We start from the raw sequence: 21,786 nt of genomic DNA, 5'->3' as shown, positions 1-21,786 counted from the left end.
AGATTAAGTATTTGGACCAAGAAGAAGGCAGGGTCAGGAGTTGCGCGCGGGCAGGTATTTTGCAATGCGCGCCTTCAGGCTCGGGTTCTTCGGGCGCCCGAAAAAGTTGCGGCGGGGGCGCACCACCTGGTGCACATTCTGACAAAGCAGCTGGTAGCGGTCCTGATCGACGGGGCAGATCTGGGCCACGTCTGTCAGGCGCGACAGCCGCTCTTGCGCGGCGGCCGGTTCATGGACGCGATCGGGGCGATTGGGAAAACGGATCGCGTGGGTATCGGCCAGCCAGTCGAGGTCATCGGCCATGTCGAAGGCAAGCTGCCGCGCCTGGGGCAGGAGCACGGGCCGGTTCTGACCCGGGGTGTGGCGATCCACCGCCTCGATCACGCGATAGGGCAGAGGGGCCAAAGGTGCGAGCGCGGCGATATCGAACGGAAGGCTGTCATCGCCGCGATGGAGCTTTTGCAACAGCATCATCGCCTCGGCCGAAATGGAGGTGTTCGATGGCGGAGGGTCCTGAACGACAGTTTGAAGCTCTTTGGGAAGGCAATGGTGGGCAAAGTCTGTAACGATGCTCTCACCGATCAGTTCGCGCCTGTCGAACGGCCGGACGACGAGCCGATGGAAACCGGCCCCTGCCGCTGCTTCAAGCGTATTGCGCCGAAAACTGCACGGGAAGACTGGAAAATTGCGCCCGTGCTTGGTGCCTTGTTGCGCGGCAGACAGAAAGTGGCCGGATGGATCGCGCACATACCCGCAGACATCTATTTCGCCGAAATGCTCATTCAAAAACGGGGCGGAAAACTGAACTCGTTTGGAATTCAGAGCGCTATAGAACCCTTCGTAGCTGAGGATCACGGTCTCGATATCTTCGGCGCACATATCGGTGAAAATGCGTTCCCAATGGGATTGGGATTCTTCCGGCGTACCCAAGTTTCTGGCGCTGTCAGCCGATTTGGTTTCGGTACCCGACAGCGCGTTAAGATAGGGTTGCAATCGCTTGTGATTGTTGTCCGCGCCGATCAGCGGATAGAAAACGCCGTTCTTCCTGAGCGTCTTGGAGGCCGCTTTCAGCGCGTCCTGCAGCGTCGTGGATCCTGTTTTCGGATGCCCGATATGCATGATCAGTCGCTTGGTTGTCACTTTCCGGGAGTCCTTTGTCCGCTCGGGATTGCGCCCGTTCTTGCATTTCACGGCATTGTTTATCGACAAATATCTGCGGATGCCAGTTGGTTGGTCACGTATCTGTCAACAGGAGGAAGATATGAAAGCTCTGTTTGTGGCGGCCTTGCTGGGACTGGCGGCGTCGCCTTCATCCGCAGAACCCGATCTGATGCAGGTGCCCTCTGCTCAAGATGTCGCATCGACCATGGACGCGTTGCAAGCCGCCGTGACGGGTGCGGGGGCGACGGTGTTTGCCCGCGTTGATCATGCCGGTGGGGCGCGGGGTGTGGGGATGGATCTGGCCGACAGCCAGCTTCTGATCTTCGGCAACCCCAAGCTCGGCACGCCCGCGATGCAGGCCGATCCGCTGGCGGGGCTTTTCCTGCCGCTCAAGGTGCTGGTCTATGCCGATGGCGACGGTCAGGTCTGGCTGGCCTATGAGGATCCCGGCGACATGTTCGCGGATCTTGACGTGCCCGCCGATGCCGAGGTGGTGAAGATGATGACCGGTGCGCTGGGCAAGCTGACGGCGGCGGCGGCCGGGGGCTAGGCGCGCCCCTATCCGAACGGATAGGGGCCTGTCCGAGCAGGCCCTTTCCCTATCCCTCGACGCTGCGGCGCGGTCTGAAAACACATGCTAGAACAAATGCATGAAGACCACAAAACGGCTAGAGGCGAAAAGACATGGAAGGCAGCGCAGCTCAGTATCGCGACGTATCGGGTTCTGCATCCAGAGCCGATCCGTCCCTCCCGGATCGGTGGATGCAGGACCAGCAGAATGCTTCCTGGATCGGGCCCTCCCTGCTCACTGGGGCCGCTCTTTGGACGCTGTTGATCTTCTGTCTTTTCTGAGACCGCCGTTGACCTGATCCGTTCCTATCCACTCACACTTCAGGTCAACCACCCACCGGGCCGTGCCAATTCCCCGGACCCCCAAGTTGGAACTGGTGCGGCCCGGCCCTTGATCGCACACACGCGCTTTGCGTGACCGCGATACGCAGCCGCAGGTCCCCTTCCAGCAGGGACCTGCGGTTTTTTCATGAGAATTTGCGGGGGGATCAGGCCTTCAGGACCTGCAACGCCTCGGCCAGGTCGATCGCCCCGTCGTAAAGCGCCCGGCCCGAGATCGCCCCGTCCAGCGGCGCGCCACAGGCTTTCAGCGCGCGCAGATCGTCCAGCGAGCTGACCCCGCCCGAGGCGATCACCGGGATCGCGACCGCATTGGCCAGATCGGCGGTCGCGCGCACATTGGGGCCCTGCATCGCGCCGTCGCGGTTGATGTCGGTATAGATGATGGCGGCCACGCCCGCGTCCTCGAAGCTGCGCGCCAGGTCGGTGACCAGTACATCGGTTTCCTCGGCCCAGCCCTTGGTCGCCACGCGCCCGTCGCGGGCGTCGATGCCCACAGCCACATGGCCGGGAAAGGCGCGCGCCGCTTCACGCACCAGATCGGGGTTTTCCACCGCCACGGTGCCCAGGATAACGCGCTGCAACCCCTTGGACAGCCAGGCCTCGATGGTCGCCATGTCGCGGATACCGCCGCCCAATTGCGCGGGTACGGATGTGGCGGCCAGGATCCCCTCGACCGCGGCGGCATTGACCGGCGCGCCCGCAAAGGCGCCGTTCAGATCGACAAGATGCAGCCATTCGCAGCCCGCATCCTGGAACGCGCGCGCCTGCGCGGCGGGATCGTCGTTGAACACGGTCGCCTGATCCATCTCGCCCTTGTAAAGGCGCACGCATTGGCCGTCTTTCAGGTCGATGGCGGGGTACAGGATCATGGGGGCCTCCGGACTGCTGGTTCGGCGCTGTGTTGCACCAATGGGCGGGGAATGCAACGGCCCCGCGACCCCACGTCAGGCTTGCCAGACGTGCGGTCAGCGGGCCACCCTTTACCCGACGCGAAAGGGAGGACGTCATGAAAGCTTCGATTGCAGGCGCGGTCATCGCGCTGGCGCTGGCCGGTCCGGCCATGGCCGATCCGGTTCTGGGCACCTGGAAGACGCAGGTCGACGACGGATCCTATGCCCACATCACATTTGCCAATTGCGGCCCGGCGATCTGTGGCAAGATCGCGCGTACCTTCAACGGGCAGGGCGAATACAAATCGCCCAATATCGGCAAGCCGCTGGTCTGGGACATGCAGGCCGCAGGCGGCGGCAAATACGCGGGCGGCAAGATCTGGCAGCCCTCGACCGGCAAGGTCTATAAATCGAAGATGGCGCTGTCGGGCGACACGCTGAACGTGTCAGGCTGTGTCGGGCCGCTGTGCAAGAAACAGACCTGGAGCCGGGTGAAGTAACCTCTGCCAGGGGGGCGCTGCCCCCGTCGCCCGTTCGGGCGACTCCCCCGGAGTATTTGAAGAGCAATGAATTTGCCGTTCATTGTTCGATAAATACTCCGGAGCGCGAGGCAGCGCCTCGCAAGAAAACTTCAGGGCGTCCAGGTCAGGAAATTGCCGATCAGCCGCAGCCCCGCGGCCTGGCTCTTTTCCGGGTGGAACTGGGTGCCGACGATCGTGTCGCGCCCCACGATGGCGGTGATCTTGGTGCCATAGTCGCAATGGGCCAGCAGATGCGCAGGATCGTCGACCAGGAAGTGATAGGAGTGGACGAAATAGGCATGCTCGCCCGTATCCAGCCCTGACAGGACAGGGTGCGGTGTGTCGATGACCAGATCGTTCCAGCCCATATGCGGCACTTTCAGCGCCGGGTCGGCGGGGTGGATGCGGTCCACCGTGCCGCCGATCCAGTCGAAGCCGGGCGTTTCGGAATATTCCAGCCCGCGCGTGGCCATCATCTGCATCCCGATACAGATGCCCAGAAAGGGGCGCCCGCCGGTGATGACGGCCTCTTCTATCGCCTCGAACAGGCCACGGTGATCGAAGAGCTCGCGCCGGCAGGCGGGAAAGGCCCCGTCGCCCGGCAGCACGATCCGGTCGGCCCGGCGCACCACATCGGGGTCCGAGGTCACGGTGACCGTGCCCGCACCGGTTTCCGCCGCCACCCGCTGAAACGCCTTTTCGGCCGAATGCAGGTTGCCGGATTCATAATCGACGATCGCCGTCAGCATCGGTTGCGTCCTTTGGTGGTTCGGTCCGGACTTGGCCCGAATTGGCTGCGGGGTCAAGCCTGTGGCGGGGGTGTCGGGCGCTTGATGTGCCAGCTCAGCGCGGCGCTGTACCCGGCCTGTTGCAGATGCGCGCGTTTTGCGGTCCAGGCTGCGGGGCACACGACCAGCGCCGCGCTGTTGTCGCGGGCAGCCAGGGCGGCTTCGGCGGCGCGCAGAAGGGCGGTCGCACCGGCGGCGCCGTTTTCCAGCCCGTCCTGTACGGCGAAATCGGTGTGAAAGTAATCATCGATGAAGCCGAGCCCGCCCGCCGCATGGCCCGCCGGCACATGCAGCGCGGTGGCCGGTTGCGCGATGGCATAGCCCGAGATTCGCCCGCCCGGGGCGGACACGAACATGTCTCGATCCGTCAGGGTCAGGCTGCGCCGCATCCAGCTTTCGAACCTTGGGTCCGCCTCGATGTGCGGCTCCCAGAATGGGTCCAGATCGAACAGGATCTTCCGGTTCTGCGCGCTGGATGCGACGATGCCGGGCAGGTCGCCCTCTGCCGCCTGGCGCACCGTTGCATCGGTCGGCTCTGCGGCCAGGCCTTCCCTGGCGTAATAGAGCGTCAGCGGCGCATAGCCCCGCGCCGCATATTCCGCCGCCCATGGCCAGCCCGTGGCCGCAGCGCCGATCAGCAGCTGCGCGCCTGCTGCCCGCAGGTCGTCCTCGGCCGCTTTCAGCAGCTGTTGCGCCAGCCCGCGCGGTGCGTCGGGCGCTATGGTGCTGTTTTCCATGATCAACCCCGGCGCGCCCCAGCGCCCGGCATAGATCGGCGGCACTGGCAGCAGGATGCTGTGCGTCAGCCCGACGATCCGGCCCCCGGTTTCGGCCACCAGCCATTGCTGACGAAAGGATGGCGCCTTGTCCTGCAACGCCGCCAGGAGCGTCGCGGTAATCGTCGTATCGGCATCCGGAACGACCCGCCACAGGCCGGGCTGGCGTTCGGCGCGCGCGTGCGCAGCCCGCAACAGCAGGTCGGACATGGCGGGGATGTCGGGCGGTGCGGCCGGGCGAATATCGGGCATGACGGCCCCCTTTAACGCATGGGGACCGTTCTAGCGCATTTCACCGCCCGCGCACAGGCGCAAGCGTTACAGCGCGCCCTTGGTCGACGGGATCGCGTCGGCCTTGCGCGGGTCGGTCTCGACCGCCTCGCGCAGCGCGCGCGCCACGGCCTTGAACGCGGCCTCGGCAATGTGGTGGCTGTTGAACCCGTGGATCTGGTCCACATGCAAGGTGATGCCGCCATGGGTGCTGAGCGCCTGAAAGAACTCGCGCACCAGTTCGGTATCGAAGCTGCCGATCTTGGGCGTCGGCAGCTCGACATTCCACACCAGGAAGGGCCGCGCCGACAGATCCAGCGCGGCACGCACCAGCGCATCGTCCATCGGCAACAGGCACGCGCCATAGCGCCGGATGCCCGTCTTGTCGCCCAGAGCCTGCGCCAATGCCTGACCCAGGGCGATGCCGGTATCCTCGACCGTGTGGTGATCGTCGATATGCAGATCGCCCTTGGCGCGGATTTCCATGTCGATCAGCGAATGCCGCGCCAGCTGGTCCAGCATGTGGTCGAAGAACCCCACGCCGGTCTGGTTGTCGTACTGGCCCGTCCCGTCCAGGTTGACGGTGACCGAGATCTGCGTCTCGGCGGTGTTGCGGCTGATGCTGGCTGTGCGCATGATCGCTGTTCCTTTGTTCCGCCGCAGCTATAGGCCACCGCCCGCGTCCCGCCAAGGGGGCGCGGCGCGCGGGCCGAAACCCTGTGCTGTTTCAGCAAATTTTAAGAAATCACGCGGTAAGGGTGGGAACGGAATGCGAACATTCAGCCAGAAAGGACGAAAGCGGCGCATGCAGGTTCTGATCCTCGACGATTATCCGGTCTTTCAATCGGCTTTGGCCAATCAGCTGCGGGCGGCGGGTTATGACGTGACCTGCGCCTTTGCGGTGGACGAGGCGCTGGCCCATCTGCGGCTGGGCCAGACACGCCTGCTGATCCTGCGCGACCGCATCGACGGGCGCGGCAGCCTGTCGGCGGCGCTGGCGGCCGAGTTCTATCGCCCCGACGTGGCCTGCGTGATCCTGTCCGACCGGGCAGGGGCGGAAACGGACGAGCTGTTCGACCTGATCCCCGCCCTGCGCGCGCTTGTGGGAGAGGACTGCCGCCCCGCGCTGGCCGCCAAATGCGCGATGGCCGCCTGTCCAATGCCCGTACGGCCGGAGATGCCGGTCTTCGTCTCGCGGCGCCGGGTGGGGGCGGGGGTGCCCGCCTGAGCCGAGGGGGCGGTGGGTTGGAAAACCCACCCTACGCCTGTTGATCGCGGGGCTTGTCATGGATGCGCGCCTGCGCAACTGTTGCGGATATGATGGATGCGTCGAATATCAAGTCGCCAGAGGATCTTACGGCGTTTTTGGACGACTGGCCGGAGAAAAACGGCCCCGGAGGATTGAGTCGTCAGCAAGCGGCAGCTTGGATCGCGTGGCGCTCAGCGATGCGTGTTTTGCCGGTTTTCTGGGATCCGGTCGTGCGTGATGCACGGCTGCGCAAACGTGATTTGACAGCGCTGCCGATATTGCGTGCGCTTTTGATATCCGGGGTAGCGGCTAAGAGGCTGACCACTGATAGTAGCGCTTCCGCCCACGCTGCCGCCGCCGCCACCCTCGCCACTTCCAAGGCTCTCGCCGCCGCCCGCTCAGATGCTTCCGCCCATGCTGCCGTTGCCGCCCACGCCGCTGTCCATCCCGGCAACGCCCCCGTCCGCTCCGCCGCTGACGCTGTCCGCCACACCTCCCACGCTGCCAGTGCCAGCGCGCTCGACGCCGCCCGCTTCAACTCCGCGATCCGCTCCTCCGTCAGCCCCGCTGCCGACGCCGTCGTTTTGGCGGCATCTGGAAATCTGGCCCAAGAGCCGCTGTGGCAAAATCAGAAAAATCCTTTTGAGACTTTGTGGGCTGACCTAAAGAACGTCCTTCCAAACGGGGGTATAGACGAAGCCGCACCTGGGGGCGTGCCCCAAGATTGGTCCTTCTGGATCAAGTGGTATGATGACGCGCTGGCTGGACGAGAACCGGATTGGCGTGTGTTGGAAGAAATCGCGTTAGTGAACGCTGCGATTTGGGACGCCGGCCCAGAGGTCGTTGCAGAGCGAATCCACGCCATTGAAGAAAAACACCGCCTCCGTTCCGCGCTTGTCGCGCTTGAAAGTCAGTTGGAGGAAGCCAGAGCAGGGCACGATCAGTTCATAGCGCGCGGACACAATCAGCCCCCGGAGATGATTGCGGACGACATTGCGTTGGGCCGCGACATCGAGGAGCTGGGCGCAGCGACCCGTGAAGCGATTGAGGCATTGGATGAGGCGAAACCTTCACCAGGCCGATTGGAGCGTGCCGGGCGCGCGTTGATCGCCGCAGCCGAAGCCATTCTGCGTTATTGTGCGCACAAGGCTGATTTAATGGTATCGGAAGCCAGCAAGGAACTGGGCAAAGGGGTCGGCAAGTGGGCCGTGCCCGCAGCCATTGCCATAGCGGGGTCGGCCACGCCCTTGGGGCAGGAGTTGATACAGTTCGCGCGCGAGGTGCTTCCGAACCTGAAGTGATGTTTCCATCGTTGATCGAGTCTAAGGCTCGCTTCGCCCGGCGGCATCGCCGGGCAGCGCCCGAACCGCCCCCACGGGGCGGGCGCTTTTCGCCCACCCCTCGGTTCGGGCGCTGCCCTTTGCCTTGGGCTATTGCCCCGCCGCCGCCCGCGCGCTAGCAAGCTCCTATGAAAGATATGCCCAATCCCCGTGGGGTTCTGACCCCGGATCGTCCGTTGAACGACCTGACCTGGCTGCGTGTGGGTGGGCCGGCCGATTGGCTCTTTCAGCCCGCGGATGAGGGGGATCTGGCCGATTTCTTGGCCGCGCTCGATCCCGGCGTGCCGGTCTTTCCCATGGGCGTGGGCAGCAACCTGATCGTGCGGGACGGGGGCTTGCGGGCGGTGGTGATCCGGCTGGGGCGGGGCTTCAACGGGATCGAGATCGACGGCACCCGTGTGACCGCCGGTGCGGCGGCGCTGGATGCGCATGTGGCGCGCAAGGCGGCGGCGGCGGGCGTTGACCTGACCTTTCTGCGGACCATCCCCGGCGCAATCGGCGGGGCGGTGCGCATGAACGCAGGCTGTTACGGCAGCTATACCGCCGATCATTTCGTCTCGGCCCGCGCGATCACGCGGGACGGGCGCGTTGTAACGCTGACCGCGGACGACCTGAAGTTCCGCTATCGCCAGACCGACCTGCCCGAAGGCTGGGTCCTAGTCAGCGCGACATTCCAAGGCGAGCCGGGCGACCCGGAGGTGCTGGAGGCGCGCATGGCCGACCAGCTGGCCAAGCGCGACGCGACCCAACCCACCAAGGACCGCAGCGCCGGATCGACCTTTCGCAATCCCGCCGGGTTCAGCTCGACCGGCCGCGCCGATGACGTGCATGATCTGAAGGCGTGGAAGGTCATCGACGACGCGGGCATGCGTGGTGCCACGCTGGGCGGCGCGCAGATGTCCGAGAAACATTCGAACTTCCTGATCAACACCGGGACTGCAACCGCCGCCGACCTGGAAGGTTTGGGCGAAGAGGTGCGAAATAAGGTCTTCCAAAACAGCGGAATACGTCTAGAATGGGAGATCATGCGCGTCGGAGAGGCAGACGCGTCGAAATAATCAAAAATGGGGCCGCAAAAGGTCCCGCAAGCACATGAGTGGCGGGTATGTCGAGCAGGGCAACCCCCAAAGTGGTGGTACTGATGGGCGGACCCTCGGCCGAGCGCGAGGTGTCGCTGTCTTCGGGACGTGAATGTGCCGCCGCGTTGGGACAGGCAGGGTATGACGTGGTTTCCGTGGATGCGGGGCCGGACCTGTGCGCGCGCCTGATCGAAATCCAACCCGATGTCGTGTTCAACGCCCTGCATGGCCGCTGGGGCGAGGATGGCTGCGTGCAGGGGATGCTGGAATGGCTGCGGATCCCCTATACCCATTCCGGCGTTCTGGCCTCGGCCCTGGCGATGGACAAGGAGCGGACCAAGACCGCCTTTCGCGCCGCCGGGCTGCCGGTGGCCGACAGCGTGCTGGCCGGGCGCGATGCGGTGCGCGCGGCGCATGTGATGACGCCGCCCTATGTGGTCAAGCCGTATAACGAGGGGTCCAGCGTCGGGGTCTATCTGGTGAACGAGGCCGCGAATGGCCCGCCGCAGCTGTCCGAGGACATGCCCGAAGTGGTGATGGTCGAACAGTTCGTGCCGGGGCGCGAGCTGACGACGACCGTGATGGGCGACCGGGCGCTGACCGTGACCGATATCCTGACCGATGGCTGGTACGATTACGACGCCAAGTACAAAGAGGGCGGCTCGCGCCACGTGGTGCCCGCCGATATCCCCGACGAGATTTTCGCGGCCTGTCTGGACTATGCCCTGCGGGCGCATCGGGCGCTGGGCTGCCGGGGCGTGTCGCGGACCGATTTCCGCTGGGATGCGGCGCGGGGGCTGGATGGCCTGATCCTGCTGGAAACCAACACCCAGCCCGGCATGACCCCCACATCGCTGGCGCCTGAACAGGCCGCGATCTGTGGGCACGATTTCCCCGCGCTCTGCGCCTGGATGGTAGAGGACGCGTCATGCAACAGGTGACCCCGCCGCGCCGCGATCCCGCGCCCAGCCGCCTGAGCTATCGGCTGAACCGGCTGTGGCTGACGCCGCTGTTCCGCAAGCTGCTGCGCACCGGGCTGCCGGCCTTTGTGCTGATCTTCACGGTGATGTGGTACCTGGGCGATACCGACCGGCGCGATGCGCTGGGGCTGGCGATTGCCGACATGCGCAGCTCGATCGAGGCGCGGCCGGAATTCATGGTCAAGCTGATGGCGATCGATGGGGCCTCGGACGATCTGGCCGAGGATATCCGCGAGGTCGTGCCGCTGGATTTCCCGATCAGCTCCTTCGATCTGGACCTGCCGGCGCTGCACGAAACGGTTGCGGGGCTGGATGCGGTGGCCAAGGCCGATGTGCATGTGCGCCCCGGCGGGATCCTTCAGATCTCGGTCCGGGAGCGGATGCCGGCTGTGGTCTGGCGCGGGCGGCAGGGGCTGGAATTGCTGGACGAACGCGGCAACCGGGTGGCCCCGCTTGAGGCACGCGCGGCGCGGCCCGATCTGCCGCTGATCATCGGCGACGGGGCCGAAACGCAAGTGGTCGAGGCATTGCAGCTGTTCGAGGTCGCGCGCCCGCTGAAGCACCGGCTGTTGGCCGTTGTGCGCATGGGCGAGCGGCGCTGGGACGTGGTGCTGGACCGCGATCAGCGCATTCTGCTGCCCGAGCGCGACCCGGTGGCGGCATTGCGCCGGGTGATCGCGCTGGACCAGGCCGAGGAAATGCTGGACCGCGATCTGGTCGCGATCGACATGCGCAACAGCGCCCGCCCGACGCTGCGCATGGCGCCGGACGCGCTGGAAGAGCTGCGGCGCATCAGGGAATTGGAAACAAGGGATAGTGACGGATGACCGACCTTTACCAGTCGCAACGCGCCATGCGGCGCATCCGCAAACAGGCGATGGATCGCGGGGTTGTGGCGGTGCTGGATATCGGCACGTCGAAAGTGGCCTGTCTGGTGCTGAAATTCGACGGCCCCGATGGCTTTGCCGAGGCCGAGGGCATCGGTTCCCTGGCCGGGCAGTCGATGTTCCGGGTGATCGGGGCGGCAACCACACGCTCGCGCGGGGTCAGCTTCGGCGAGATCGGCGCGATGAACGAGACCGAGCGCGCCATCCGCACCGCCGTGCAGGCGGCACAGAAGATGGCCAATGTGCGGGTCGATCACGTCATCGCCTGCCTCAGCGGCGCGGCGCCCCGGTCCTATGGGCTGGACGGCGCGGTCGAGCTTGAGGACAGCACCGTCAGCGAACATGATGTGGCGCGCGTGATGGCCGCCTGCGACATGCCCGATATCGGGGCAGGGCGCGAGGTGCTGCACGCCCAGCCGGTCAATTTCGCGCTGGACCACCGCACCGGTCTGATTGACCCGCGCGGCCAGATCGGCAACCGGCTGGCGGTCGACATGCACCTGCTGACGGTCGAGGCGACGGCGCTGCAGAACCTGCTTTACTGCATCAAGCGTTGCGACCTGGAACTGGCCGGTGTGGCCAGCTCGGCCTATGTGTCGGCGCTGTCGGCGCTGGTCGAGGACGAACAGGAGCTGGGCGCGGCCTGTATCGACCTGGGCGGCGGGGCGACCGGCATGTCGATCTTCATCAAGAAACACATGATCTATGCCGACAGCCTCCGCATGGGCGGCGATCACGTGACCCAGGACATTTCCAAGGGGCTGGGCGTGTCGCAGGCCACCGCCGAACGCATCAAGACATTCTATGGCGGGGTCGTGGCCACGGGCATGGATGACCGCGAGATGATCGAGATCGGCGGCGACACCGGCGATTACGATCACGACCGGCGCCAGATCAGCCGGGCAGAGCTGATCGGGATCATGCGCCCCCGGGTCGAAGAGATTCTGGAAGACGTGCGCGCCCGTCTGGACGCGGCGGGGTTCGACCATCTGCCCAGCCAGAAGATCGTTCTGACCGGCGGCGGCAGCCAGATCCCCGGCCTGGACGGGCTGGCCAGCCGCATCCTGGGACAGCAGGTGCGCCTGGGCCGTCCGCTGCGCGTGCAGGGGCTGCCGCAGGCGGCGACGGGGGCGGGGTTCGCCTCGGTCGTGGGGATGTGCCTGTTTGCGGCGCACCCGCAAGACGAATGGTGGGACTTCGATATTCCCGCGGAACGGTATCCGGCGCGGTCGCTGAAACGGGCGGTGCGTTGGTTCAAGGACAACTGGTGACCGCAAGATGATGTGTTTTAGGCGACATACCGCTTATAACCACAGCAGCAGTCCAATATTTTGTGGTCATTTGGCGTTTTTTTGGTGTCCGGGGCTGGCCCTCGGTGATAGAATCGGGCGAAATTGCCCGCGGAGCGGCGTGGAATGACCGATATAAAGATCAAGCAGGCGGACAGATCGATGACATTGAACCTTATGATGCCCGAGCATACTGAGCTCAAACCGCGGATCACCGTATTCGGGGTGGGTGGCGCTGGCGGTAATGCCGTCAACAACATGATTGAAAAGCAGCTGGAAGGGGTGGAGTTCGTGGCCGCGAACACCGATGCCCAGGCGCTGCAGCAATCCAATGCCCCGGCCAAGATCCAGATGGGCATCAAGGTCACCGAAGGGCTGGGCGCGGGTGCGCGCCCGTCGGTCGGTGCCGCGGCGGCGGAAGAAACCATCGAGCAGATCGTGGATCACCTGGCGGGCTCGCACATGTGCTTCATCACCGCCGGCATGGGCGGCGGCACCGGCACCGGCGCGGCCCCGATCATCGCACAGGCGGCGCGCGAACTGGGCGTGCTGACCGTGGGCGTGGTGACCAAGCCCTTTCAGTTCGAGGGCGCCAAGCGGATGCGCCAGGCCGAGGATGGCGTGGACGCGCTGCAAAAGGTCGTCGATACGCTGATCATCATCCCCAACCAGAACCTGTTCCGGCTGGCGAATGAAAAGACCACCTTTACCGAAGCGTTCAGCATGGCAGACGATGTGCTGTACCAGGGTGTGAAGGGCGTGACCGACCTGATGGTGCGGCCGGGCCTGATCAACCTGGACTTCGCCGATGTGCGCGCCGTGATGGACGAGATGGGCAAGGCGATGATGGGCACGGGCGAGGCCTCGGGCGAGGATCGCGCGATCCAGGCCGCCGAAAAGGCCATCGCCAACCCGCTGCTGGACGAGATCAGCCTGAAAGGCGCCAAGGGCGTGCTGATCAACATCACCGGCAGCCACGACCTGACCCTGTTCGAACTGGACGAGGCCGCCAACCGCATCCGCGAGGAAGTGGACGCCGATGCCAACATCATCGTCGGCAGCACGCTGGACACCGCGATGGAAGGCACGATGCGCGTCAGCGTCGTGGCCACCGGCATCGACGCCGCCATTGGCGCCGCCGACATCCCGGTGCCGCGCCGGTCGCTGGCCGAGCCGCTGCAATCGCCGGAAGAGGCGGTCGAGCATGTGGCCGAGGATCTGCACCCCGAGCAGCCCGCCGTGGCAGCCGCCACCACGCCCGAGCCGCAGCCCGAACCGGGCCTGTTCGGCCGGATGGAGACCGAACAACCCGCCGAGCGCCGGTTCCAGGCCCCGACGGCCCAGCAGGACGACGACCTGCCGCCGCCGGCCTATCGCCCGCAAGAGGCACAGCGCCCCGAACCCGGCTTCGACACGCAGGCCGAGGCAGGATTTGTCGCGCCCCGCGCCCCGGCGCCCGGCACGCCCTCGCCCGAGGCGATGGCGCGTCTGCAGGCCGCCGTGTCCAAGGCACCGCGTCCGCAGGCCCCCGCCGCAGGCGCACCCCAGGCCCCGGGTCTGGGTGCCCGCCCGGCCGCCGCTGCGGGTGGCGACAAGGCACGGTTCGGCATCGGTTCGCTGATCAACCGGATGGCCGGCAGCCCGCATCCCGAACAGGCCGAACAGCCCGCCGCACCGGCGCGCCGTCAGCCCCCGGTGCAGTCCTATGACGAGGATCTGGAGAGTGATCCCGAACAGGAACGGATCGAGATCCCGGCCTTCCTGCGGCGTCAGGCGAACTAAATTCTGCACAGCAGCAATACGCGAAAAGGCCGGTTTTTCCGGCCTTTTTTGCGTTTGGAAACAGCGGGTTAGGGTGGGTGTCTTCATGGGGCGGCGATATCCCGCCGACCCGTTTGTTGCATTGTTTCAGGACGTTGCAAAGATTGAGTTGAGGTCTTTTCGCCCGCCGATTAGGTCAGATCTGCCGGGGTAAACCGGAAGTTGCCGAACAGGTGGTCGATTGCAGACAACGCTGAAAAACAAAGTCTCGTTCAAGGGGGTCGGATTGCATTCCGGCGCCCGTGTTTGCGCAACCGTGCACCCCGCGTCGGCCGAATACGGCATCTGGTTCCGCCGGACCGATCTGGCGGATGGCGATGTCCTGATCCCCGCCCGGTGGGATTGTGTCGAACGCTCGCCGCTGTGCACCAAGCTGGTGAACGAGGCCGGAATTTCGGTGTCGACTGTCGAACATCTTATGGCGGCGCTGGCGGGCTGTGGCCTGCAGAACGCGCTGATCGAGATCGACGGCCCCGAGGTTCCGATCCTGGACGGCAGTTCCGCGCAATTCGTCGACGCCTTTCTGGCCGCGGGCATTCAGATGCTGGACGCACCGTCGCGGGCGATCCGCATCCTGAAACCGGTCGAGGTGCGCGAAGGCGCGGCCTGGGCCCGGCTCAGCCCCGGTGACACGCTGGAAATCGATTTCCAGATCGATTTCGAAGAGGCCGCGATCGGCCGCCAGCAGAAAACCCTGAACATGGCCAACGGTGCCTTCGTGCGCGAACTCAGCGACAGCCGCACCTTCTGCCGTCGCGCCGATGTCGACACGATGCAGGCAAACGGCCTCGCTCTGGGCGGTGTGCCCGGTGAGAACGCGGTTGTCTTCGATGGCGATCTGGTCGAATCCGGTGGCGGGCTGCGCCACGCGGACGAACCCGTGCGCCACAAGATGCTGGACGCCCTGGGCGATCTGGCGCTGGCCGGTGCGCCGATCCTGGGCCGGTACGAAGGCCACCGCGCGGGCCACGCGCTGACCAACAAACTGCTGCGGGCGCTCTTTGCCAACCCCGAGGCTTATCGCGTCGTCACCTGCGACGCGGATGTGGCGCGTTTGCTGCCCGGTGCGGGCCTGCGCCATGCCGATCTGGCCCTGACGGCGTAAGCGTCGGAAATCCTTTCAAAGGCGTTTTGCACCGGATTTTTCTGTGCTAGGACAAGCGCAGCACTGTGCGGCATGACGAATGATCGTGCGGAAGAAATCGTGGGGTAGGGCGCTTTATGAGCAAGATCGGTTCGCGTACTCAGCTTCTGGGAACGGCGCTTTTGGTTGTGGCCTTGACCGGCTGTGGTGGCGGCTCGCGCGAGCGTCCGCTGGAAAGTTTCGGCCCGGAAGAGATCTATGCCCAGGCCGAGGCCGAGCTGGAAGGCGGCCGCAAGCGCAACGCCGAGGACGCGGCCGAGCTGTTTGGCGAGGTCGAGCGGCTGTACCCCTATTCGGAATGGGCCAAGCGGGCGCTGATCATGCAGGCCTATTCCTATCACCGCGCGCGGGATTACGAAAACAGCCGCACCAGCGCGCAGCGCTATATCGACTTTTACCCGGCGGACGAGGATGCGGCCTATGCGCAGTATCTGCTGGCGCTCAGCTATTACGACCAGATCGATCTGGTGGGGCGCGACCAGGGCCTGACGTTCCAGGCGTTGCAGGCGCTGCGGACGGTCATCGAACGCTATCCCGACAGCGAATACACCCAAAGCTCGATCCTGAAATTCGACCTGGCCTTCAACCACCTGGCCGCGAAAGAGATGGAGATCGGGCGCTATTACCTGAAACGCGGGCATTACGCGGCGGCGATCAACCGGTTCCGCGTGGTGGTCGAGGATTTCCAGACCACGACCCACACCGCCGAGGCGCTGTATCGTCTGATCGAGGGGTACCTGTCGCTGGGCCTGACCGACGAGGCACAGACCGCCGGGGCGATTCTGGGGCACAATTTCCAGTCGACCGATTGGTATCAGGATGCCTTCGAACTGCTGACCGGGCAGGGGCTGGCGCCCGAGGCCAAGGGCACAAGCTGGCTGCGGACGGTCTATCGCCAGATGGTCAAGGGCGAATGGCTGTGATGCGGGCCGCGGGGTAGAACCGGGGGCGGTCCATGCTGCGCGCGCTGGATATTCGGGACATGCTGATCATCGACCGGCTGGTTTTGGACTTCCAGCCGGGTCTGAACGTGCTGACCGGGGAAACCGGGGCGGGCAAATCCATTCTGTTGGACTCGCTGGGGTTCGTGCTGGGCTGGCGGGGCCGCGCCGAACTGGTGCGCGCGGGCGCCGAACAGGGCGAGGTTCAGGCGGTGTTCGACCTGCCCCAAGGCCACCCGGCCCGCGCTGTTCTGGACGAGGCCGGGCTGCCGGTCGAGGACGAGCTGATCCTGCGCCGGGTGAACACCGCCGACGGGCGCAAGACGGCCTGGGTCAACGACCGCCGGGTCAGCGGCGAGGTGCTGCGCGCCCTGTCCGACACGCTGGTGGAATTGCAGGGCCAGCAGGATGATCGCGGTCTTTTGAACCCGCGCGGCCACCGGTTGTTGCTGGACGATTTCGGCGGGCTTGCCGCCAAGGTCACCGCGACCCGCACCGCCTGGCGCGCGGTGGCCGATGCGCGTGCGGCACTGGCGGGGGCCGAGGCGCGCCTGGCCGAGATACGCGACGAAGAGGAATTCCTGCGCCATGCGGTGGGCGAGCTGGACAAGCTGGACCCGCAGCCGGGCGAAGAGGCCGAGCTGGACACAAAGCGCCGCATGATGCAGGGCGCCGACCGCATCCGCGAGGATATCACCCGTGCCTTTGCCGCGCTGGGGTCGGATGGGGCCGAGGGGATGATCGGCGACGCGCAGCGCTGGCTGGAGGACGCTGCCGAAAGCGCGGATGGCGCGCTGGAAGCCCCGATAGAGGCCCTGGGCCGCACCCTGGCCGAACTGGGCGAGGCGCAGCAGGGCGTCGAACGGTTCCTGGACGCGCTGAGCTTCGATCCCGCCGAGCTGGAACTGGTCGAGGAACGGCTTTTCGCCATTCGCGGCCTGTCGCGCAAACACGGGGTTCTGCCCGACGATCTGGGCGGGTTTGCCGATGGGCTGCGCGACAAGCTGGCGGCGCTGGATGCCGGGGCGGGTGATATTGCGGGGCTGCAAAAGGCGCTGTCGGGGGCCGAAGCGGCCTATGCCACGGCGGCCGACGCCCTGACCGAGGCGCGGCGCAAATCCGCCCGCAAGCTGGACAAGTCCATGGCCGGCGAACTGGCCCCGCTGAAGATGGAACGCGCGGTCTTTACCACCCGGATCACCGAGGCCGAGCCGGGCCCCGAGGGGCAGGATGCCGTCACCTTCACCGTGGCCACCAATCCCGGCGCCCCGGCGGGACCGCTGAACAAGATCGCCTCGGGCGGGGAGCTCAGCCGGTTCCTGCTGGCGCTCAAGGTCTGTTTGACCGGCGGCGATACCGGGCTGACGATGATCTTCGACGAGATAGACCGCGGGGTGGGGGGCGCGACCGCCGATGCGGTGGGCCGCCGCCTGGCCGCCCTGGCCGATGGCGCGCAGGTGCTGGTGGTGACCCACGCGCCACAGGTCGCAGCACGCGGCGCGCATCACTGGCGCGTGGCCAAACGGGTCAAGGGCGGTGTGACCCTGTCGCAGGTCACCGCGCTGGACGCCGATGCGCGGATCGATGAAATTGCGCGCATGCTGGCGGGCGACACGGTCACCGACGCCGCCCGCGAGGCCGCGCGCGCGCTCTTGGCGGGTTAAGCCGCCACAGGGGTTGGAGCGTTGGGCGAATTGCCCTAAGAACAAAAGATATAAGGGAAATTGGGGTGCGTTCCCGGGATCGTGGCACCCCGGATGCAGGGAACGAAACCGGCGTGAACCAGCAGTTTTCAGATCTGATGCGCAACGGGATGAACGACGCCCGCACGCGGATCGCTGACAACTGGGCCCTGTTGAAAGAGGCCGGTCCGTCACAGCTGCAATTCTGGTTCATCGCCCTGTTGATCGGGGTTGTCGCGGGCTTTGTCGCGCTGGGGTTCCGCAAGGCGATCGAGGCGCTGGAAAGCACGATCTATGGCGTGGCCGACCCGCGCCTGTTGCACAGTTTCGCCGAAACGCTGCCCTGGTATCTGGTGCTGATCACGCCGGTGATCGGCGGGCTGGTGGTGGGGCAGATCCTGCACCGGTTCACGCCGGACGCCCGGGTGCGGTCGGTGGCCGATGTGATCGAGGGATCGGCGCTGAACAACGGGCGGGTGGAAACCAAGGCCGGGCTGGCCTCGGCGCTGGCTTCGCTGATCACGCTGTCCTCCGGCGGCTCGACCGGGCGCGAGGGGCCGGTGGTGCACCTGGCCGCCGTGGTGTCGACCTGGGTGTCGGACCGCATCCATGCCGACGGGCTGACCGGGCGCGACCTGTTGGGTTGCGCGGTGGCGGCGGCGGTTTCGGCCTCGTTCAACGCGCCGATTGCCGGGGCGCTCTTCGCGCTGGAAGTCGTGCTGCGCCACTTTGCCGTCCATGCCTTTGCCCCCATCGTGATCGCCAGCGTGGCGGGCACGGTGATCAACCGGCTGGAGTTCGGCAATGTAACGGAATTCACCCTGCCGGCCGAGGGCTCGCTGGTCTTCTATGTCGAATTGCCGGCCTTTCTGTTGCTGGGCATACTGTCGGGCTTTGTCGCGGTTGCCCTGATGCGCGCGGTTTTCCTGGCCGAAGGGGTCGGCAACCGGGTCGAGGCCGCGACCGGCATGCCCCGCTGGCTGCGCCCGGGCATCTCGGGGCTGATGCTGGGCGCGCTGGCCATCGGGTTTCCGCACATCATCGGCGTGGGTTATGAAACCACATCTGCGGCGCTGACCGGGGCGCTGGGGCTGCACGAGCTGGTGGTCTTCGCGGTGCTCAAGGCCGTGGCGGTGGCGATCACCATGGCGGGCCGCATGGGCGGCGGCATCTTCTCGCCCTCGTTGATGATGGGGGCGCTGCTGGGGCTGGCCTTTGGCATCGTGGCCACCGCGATCTTCCCGCATGTGTCTGGGTCGGAAACCATCTATGCGCTGGCGGGAATGGGGGCGGTGGCCGCCGCCGTGCTGGGCGCGCCGATCTCGACCACGCTGATCGTTTTCGAACTGACCGGCGACTGGCAGACCGGGCTGGCGGTGATGGTGGCGGTGTCGCTGTCGACCGCGATTGCCAGCCGGCTGGTCGACCGCTCGTTCTTCCTGACACAGCTGGAAAAGCGCGGCATCCACATGGCCAAGGGGCCACAGGTTTACCTGCTGGCGCAATATTCGGCCGGTGGGCTGATGCGCAACCTGCAACATCCCCGCGCGGCCTCGGAAGAGGCCTGTCGGTCGATGATGGATCAGGGCATCATGGTGCGCCAGTCCGCCACGCTGGAAGATGTGATGCCGACATTCGACGAATGGGGCCACCGGTTCATTCCGGTGATCAGCCGGACCGCCGAGGGCGGCGATCCGGTTCTGGTGGGCGCGCTGTTCCATGTGGATGCGCTGCGCGCGTTTTCACGCGCGCTGGCCGAAACCGCGGCCGAGGAACATTCCTGATCCCCGTTGGTTACAGCTGTTCGACCGCCACCTTGCCGCTGGTGTAAAAGGCCAGATGCCCCTTGATCCGCTCGGCCCCCGCGATCGGATCCTCATAGGACCACGCCGCGTCGTTCAGCGTCTCGCTCTTGGTCTGGATCGAGAAATACGAGGCCTCGCCCTTGTGCGGGCATGTGGTGCGGGTGGCGCTTTCATCCAGAAACGCCATCGCGATGTCGTCACGGGGGAAATAGATCACCGGCGGCAGGTCGCCTTCGCTCAATTCGATCGCGTCCCGGCTTTCGCCCAGAACCGCGCCACCGGCGCGCACAACCCAGACACCGTCCGCCTTGCGCATGGTGATGTTGCCTGTCATTTGTCGTCTCCCCTTCCGTTGCCGGCGGATACTAGCGTTCCTGATGTGACATTACCATGTCGGTTCGTCCCCTGCGCCCAAGGGTCACAAGGGCGCGGTCGCCGCCCGCAGCCAGTCGCGCGCCCCCGCCGACAGGCGCGGCCCGATCTTCTCGGCCACCTCGGCGTGATAGGCGTTCAGCCAGGCCAGTTCGTCGACATTCAGCAGCTCTGGCAGGATCAGCCGCTGGTCGATGGGCACAAAGGTCAGCGTTTCGAATTGCAGCATCGCGCGGCCCGTGTCGCCCCCCGGCAGATCCGGCGCCGGTTCGACCACGATCAGGTTCTCGATCCGGATGCCAAAGGCCCCTTCGCGGTAATAGCCCGGCTCGTTCGACAGGATCATGCCCGGTTGCAGCGGCACATCCGACACCCGCGAAAGGCGCTGCGGCCCCTCATGCACCGACAGATAGGACCCCACGCCGTGGCCCGTGCCATGATCGTAATCCTGCCCCGCCAGCCACAGGTTATAGCGCGCCAGCGCATCCAGATCGCGCCCCGCGATCCCCTTGGGGAACCGCGCCATCGAGATCTTGATCATTCCCTTCAGCACGCGGGTGAAACACTCGGCCGCCTCGGGCGGGGGGGCGCCGACGGCGATGGTGCGGGTAATGTCGGTGGTGCCGTCCAGATACTGCCCGCCGCTGTCCACCAGCAGCAGCGTGCCGGGGGTCACGCGGCGGTTGGTGTCCTGCGTCACCCGGTAATGCACGATGGCGCCATTGGGACCGGCGCCCGCGATGGTGTCGAAGCTGATCTCCTGCAACGCATTGGTGGCGCGGCGACAGACCTCCAGCTCGGTCACCACGTCGATCTCGGTCAGATCGCCACCCGGTGCCGTCAGGTCCAGCCAGGCCAGGAATTCGCACATCGCCGCCCCGTCACGCAGATGCGCCGCGCGGGCCCCCGCGATCTCGACCGCGTTCTTGCAGGCTTTGGGCAACGCGCAGGGATCGTCACCCCGGGTGACACCGATGCCCTTGCCGTCATCCGATCCCAGCGCCGCCAGATGGTCCAGAATCGCCACCGGACAGGTGGCCGGGTCGATCTGGAACGTACGCTGCTCGGCCTCGGACAGGTGATCCAGCAGCCGGTCCAGCGGATGGGTCGACACCTCGGGGCCCAGATGCGCCCGCAGATCGTCCTCCAGCGGCGCATCGGTGAAAAGCTGCACCTGATCGGTCCAGTCCAGAACCGCCATCGCCTGTACAACCGGGTTGCGCGGGATATCGGCGCCACGGATGTTCAGCAGCCAACAGATCGAATCCGGCTGGGTCAGGATCGCCCTCCGGCGGCCCGCCGCCGCCAGCCCGGCGGCCAGCCGGCGGCGTTTCGCGGCATGCGCTTCCCCGGCCAGATCGTCGGGCTGAACCCGCACCGGGTTGCGCGGGCGCGCGGGCCGGTCCGCCCAGATCGCATCGACCAGGTTGGCGCTGCGCTGCAAGGTGATCCCGCTGCCCGCCAGCGCCTGTTCCAGCGCCTCGACCTCGCGTACCGTATGCAGCCAGGGATCGAACCCCACCACACCGCCATCGGGCAGCGCCTCTTTCAGCCAATCGGCCAGCTTGGTCTCGGGCCAGTCGACCGGCGTGAACTCCTGCAGATCGACCTGCGCCTTGACCTGCACGCGATAGCGGCCATCGATGAACACACCCGCGCGCCCCGCCAACACGGCAGCAAACCCGGCCGAGCCGGTAAACCCCGTCAGCCAGGCCAGCCGCGCATCGCAATCGGCCACATATTCGCCCTGGAACATGTCCGCACGCGGCACCAGGAACCCATCCAGCCCCGCCGCTGCCATCTGCGCGCGCAACTCCGCAACGCGCGGCGCCCCGGTCGTGGGCGAGGTCGGGCTGTCGAATGTCTGGAACATGGGCGG

At 65.9% G+C, this 21,786-nt stretch carries 20 protein-coding genes; 13 read left to right on the top strand and 7 right to left on the bottom strand.

Features of this window, described 5'->3' with window-relative positions:
* Positions 1 to 33: 33 nt before the first annotated feature.
* On the bottom strand, positions 34 to 1,140 hold the full coding sequence (locus CLM60_RS15370) for a hypothetical protein (protein ID WP_141246539.1): 1,107 nt from the start codon (positions 1,138 to 1,140) through the stop codon (positions 34 to 36).
* 121 nt (positions 1,141 to 1,261) lie between these two features.
* Between CLM60_RS15370 and CLM60_RS15365 the strand changes: the two genes are divergently transcribed.
* A complete protein-coding gene (locus CLM60_RS15365) occupies positions 1,262 to 1,711 on the top strand; it encodes a DUF302 domain-containing protein (protein WP_095589998.1) in 450 nt (149 codons plus the stop codon).
* Positions 1,712 to 2,219: 508 nt separating this feature from the next.
* Here the strand turns inward: CLM60_RS15365 and hisA are convergent.
* Positions 2,220 to 2,942: a 1-(5-phosphoribosyl)-5-[(5-phosphoribosylamino)methylideneamino]imidazole-4-carboxamide isomerase gene (gene hisA / locus CLM60_RS15360; RefSeq protein WP_095589997.1), complete on the bottom strand. Its 723-nt coding sequence runs from the start codon at positions 2,940 to 2,942 to the stop codon at positions 2,220 to 2,222.
* A gap of 137 nt (positions 2,943 to 3,079) precedes the next feature.
* Between hisA and CLM60_RS15355 the strand changes: the two genes are divergently transcribed.
* Entirely contained in the window at positions 3,080 to 3,463 is a 384-nt protein-coding gene (locus CLM60_RS15355) for a DUF2147 domain-containing protein (RefSeq protein WP_095589996.1), read from the top strand.
* A 131-nt stretch (positions 3,464 to 3,594) separates the two neighbouring features.
* Here the strand turns inward: CLM60_RS15355 and hisH are convergent, their stop codons facing one another.
* The 3 genes from hisH to hisB all read right to left on the bottom strand — a co-directional run bounded on the left by hisH (position 3,595) and on the right by hisB (position 5,954).
* On the bottom strand, positions 3,595 to 4,233 hold the full coding sequence (hisH, locus tag CLM60_RS15350) for an imidazole glycerol phosphate synthase subunit HisH (protein ID WP_095589995.1): 639 nt from the start codon (positions 4,231 to 4,233) through the stop codon (positions 3,595 to 3,597).
* A gap of 53 nt (positions 4,234 to 4,286) precedes the next feature.
* Complete coding sequence (locus tag CLM60_RS15345) at positions 4,287 to 5,300, bottom strand: GNAT family N-acetyltransferase (protein WP_095589994.1); 1,014 nt, start codon at positions 5,298 to 5,300, stop codon at positions 4,287 to 4,289.
* 66 nt (positions 5,301 to 5,366) lie between these two features.
* Positions 5,367 to 5,954: an imidazoleglycerol-phosphate dehydratase HisB gene (gene hisB / locus CLM60_RS15340; protein ID WP_095589993.1), complete on the bottom strand. Its 588-nt coding sequence runs from the start codon at positions 5,952 to 5,954 to the stop codon at positions 5,367 to 5,369.
* Positions 5,955 to 6,123: 169 nt separating this feature from the next.
* Between hisB and CLM60_RS15335 the strand changes: the two genes are divergently transcribed.
* The 11 genes from CLM60_RS15335 (at position 6,124) to CLM60_RS15285 (ending at position 19,514) form a co-directional block, all read left to right on the top strand.
* Positions 6,124 to 6,546, top strand: a complete 423-nt coding sequence (locus CLM60_RS15335) for a DNA-binding transcriptional response regulator (RefSeq protein WP_095589992.1) — start codon at positions 6,124 to 6,126, stop codon at positions 6,544 to 6,546.
* Positions 6,547 to 6,638: 92 nt separating this feature from the next.
* Positions 6,639 to 7,868, top strand: coding sequence for a hypothetical protein (locus CLM60_RS15330; RefSeq protein WP_176473894.1), 1,230 nt, complete (start codon positions 6,639 to 6,641; stop codon positions 7,866 to 7,868).
* Between the two features lie 167 nt (positions 7,869 to 8,035).
* Positions 8,036 to 8,965: a UDP-N-acetylmuramate dehydrogenase gene (murB, locus tag CLM60_RS15325; RefSeq protein ID WP_095589990.1), complete on the top strand. Its 930-nt coding sequence runs from the start codon at positions 8,036 to 8,038 to the stop codon at positions 8,963 to 8,965.
* 83 nt (positions 8,966 to 9,048) lie between these two features.
* A complete protein-coding gene (locus CLM60_RS15320) occupies positions 9,049 to 9,927 on the top strand; it encodes a D-alanine--D-alanine ligase (protein ID WP_245848435.1) in 879 nt (292 codons plus the stop codon).
* Complete coding sequence (locus tag CLM60_RS15315; RefSeq protein ID WP_095589988.1) at positions 9,915 to 10,793, top strand: cell division protein FtsQ/DivIB; 879 nt, start codon at positions 9,915 to 9,917, stop codon at positions 10,791 to 10,793. The genes CLM60_RS15320 and CLM60_RS15315 overlap by 13 nt, the downstream gene beginning before the upstream one ends.
* Positions 10,790 to 12,124 carry a cell division protein FtsA gene (gene ftsA / locus CLM60_RS15310; RefSeq protein WP_095589987.1) on the top strand — a complete coding sequence of 445 codons (1,335 nt, stop codon included), beginning with the start codon at positions 10,790 to 10,792 and terminating at the stop codon, positions 12,122 to 12,124. The genes CLM60_RS15315 and ftsA overlap by 4 nt, the downstream gene beginning before the upstream one ends.
* A gap of 180 nt (positions 12,125 to 12,304) precedes the next feature.
* Positions 12,305 to 13,924, top strand: a complete 1,620-nt coding sequence (gene ftsZ / locus CLM60_RS15305) for a cell division protein FtsZ (RefSeq protein WP_095590727.1) — start codon at positions 12,305 to 12,307, stop codon at positions 13,922 to 13,924.
* Positions 13,925 to 14,144: 220 nt separating this feature from the next.
* Positions 14,145 to 15,068, top strand: coding sequence for a UDP-3-O-acyl-N-acetylglucosamine deacetylase (gene lpxC, locus CLM60_RS15300; protein ID WP_095589986.1), 924 nt, complete (start codon positions 14,145 to 14,147; stop codon positions 15,066 to 15,068).
* Between the two features lie 116 nt (positions 15,069 to 15,184).
* Positions 15,185 to 16,030 carry an outer membrane protein assembly factor BamD gene (locus tag CLM60_RS15295; RefSeq protein WP_095589985.1) on the top strand — a complete coding sequence of 282 codons (846 nt, stop codon included), beginning with the start codon at positions 15,185 to 15,187 and terminating at the stop codon, positions 16,028 to 16,030.
* A 32-nt stretch (positions 16,031 to 16,062) separates the two neighbouring features.
* Entirely contained in the window at positions 16,063 to 17,712 is a 1,650-nt protein-coding gene (recN, locus tag CLM60_RS15290; protein ID WP_095589984.1) for a DNA repair protein RecN, read from the top strand.
* Between the two features lie 137 nt (positions 17,713 to 17,849).
* Entirely contained in the window at positions 17,850 to 19,514 is a 1,665-nt protein-coding gene (locus tag CLM60_RS15285; RefSeq protein WP_095590726.1) for a chloride channel protein, read from the top strand.
* Positions 19,515 to 19,524: 10 nt separating this feature from the next.
* Here the strand turns inward: CLM60_RS15285 and CLM60_RS15280 are convergent, their stop codons facing one another.
* Both CLM60_RS15280 and CLM60_RS15275 read right to left on the bottom strand, forming a co-directional pair.
* Entirely contained in the window at positions 19,525 to 19,869 is a 345-nt protein-coding gene (locus CLM60_RS15280) for a DUF427 domain-containing protein (protein WP_095589983.1), read from the bottom strand.
* 84 nt (positions 19,870 to 19,953) lie between these two features.
* Entirely contained in the window at positions 19,954 to 21,780 is a 1,827-nt protein-coding gene (locus CLM60_RS15275) for an aminopeptidase P family protein (protein ID WP_095590725.1), read from the bottom strand.
* Positions 21,781 to 21,786: the final 6 nt, after the last annotated feature.

The organism is Actibacterium ureilyticum, assembly GCF_002285435.1.
Classification (GTDB): Bacteria; Pseudomonadota; Alphaproteobacteria; order Rhodobacterales; family Rhodobacteraceae; genus Actibacterium_C; species Actibacterium_C ureilyticum.
Note: the sequence above shows the minus strand (reverse complement) of the source record. Positions and strands in the feature narration are given on the sequence as shown.

Bases quoted from the DNA above. Each gene is read 5' to 3' on its own strand.
- recN (WP_095589984.1), top strand. From the start codon at position 16,063: ATGCTGCGCGCGCTGGATATTCGGGACATGCTGATCATCGACCGGCTG.
- CLM60_RS15345 (WP_095589994.1), bottom strand. From the start codon at position 5,300: ATGCCCGATATTCGCCCGGCCGCACCGCCCGACATCCCCGCCATGTCC.
- ftsA (WP_095589987.1), top strand. From the start codon at position 10,790: ATGACCGACCTTTACCAGTCGCAACGCGCCATGCGGCGCATCCGCAAA.
- hisH (WP_095589995.1), bottom strand. From the start codon at position 4,233: ATGCTGACGGCGATCGTCGATTATGAATCCGGCAACCTGCATTCGGCC.
- CLM60_RS15365 (WP_095589998.1), top strand. From the start codon at position 1,262: ATGAAAGCTCTGTTTGTGGCGGCCTTGCTGGGACTGGCGGCGTCGCCT.
- CLM60_RS15335 (WP_095589992.1), top strand. From the start codon at position 6,124: ATGCAGGTTCTGATCCTCGACGATTATCCGGTCTTTCAATCGGCTTTG.
- CLM60_RS15355 (WP_095589996.1), top strand. From the start codon at position 3,080: ATGAAAGCTTCGATTGCAGGCGCGGTCATCGCGCTGGCGCTGGCCGGT.
- CLM60_RS15295 (WP_095589985.1), top strand. From the start codon at position 15,185: ATGAGCAAGATCGGTTCGCGTACTCAGCTTCTGGGAACGGCGCTTTTG.
- hisB (WP_095589993.1), bottom strand. From the start codon at position 5,954: ATGCGCACAGCCAGCATCAGCCGCAACACCGCCGAGACGCAGATCTCG.
- CLM60_RS15285 (WP_095590726.1), top strand. From the start codon at position 17,850: ATGCGCAACGGGATGAACGACGCCCGCACGCGGATCGCTGACAACTGG.
- murB (WP_095589990.1), top strand. From the start codon at position 8,036: ATGAAAGATATGCCCAATCCCCGTGGGGTTCTGACCCCGGATCGTCCG.
- CLM60_RS15315 (WP_095589988.1), top strand. From the start codon at position 9,915: ATGCAACAGGTGACCCCGCCGCGCCGCGATCCCGCGCCCAGCCGCCTG.
- CLM60_RS15330 (WP_176473894.1), top strand. From the start codon at position 6,639: ATGGATGCGTCGAATATCAAGTCGCCAGAGGATCTTACGGCGTTTTTG.
- CLM60_RS15275 (WP_095590725.1), bottom strand. From the start codon at position 21,780: ATGTTCCAGACATTCGACAGCCCGACCTCGCCCACGACCGGGGCGCCG.
- CLM60_RS15280 (WP_095589983.1), bottom strand. From the start codon at position 19,869: ATGACAGGCAACATCACCATGCGCAAGGCGGACGGTGTCTGGGTTGTG.
- hisA (WP_095589997.1), bottom strand. From the start codon at position 2,942: ATGATCCTGTACCCCGCCATCGACCTGAAAGACGGCCAATGCGTGCGC.
- CLM60_RS15320 (WP_245848435.1), top strand. From the start codon at position 9,049: ATGGGCGGACCCTCGGCCGAGCGCGAGGTGTCGCTGTCTTCGGGACGT.
- ftsZ (WP_095590727.1), top strand. From the start codon at position 12,305: ATGACATTGAACCTTATGATGCCCGAGCATACTGAGCTCAAACCGCGG.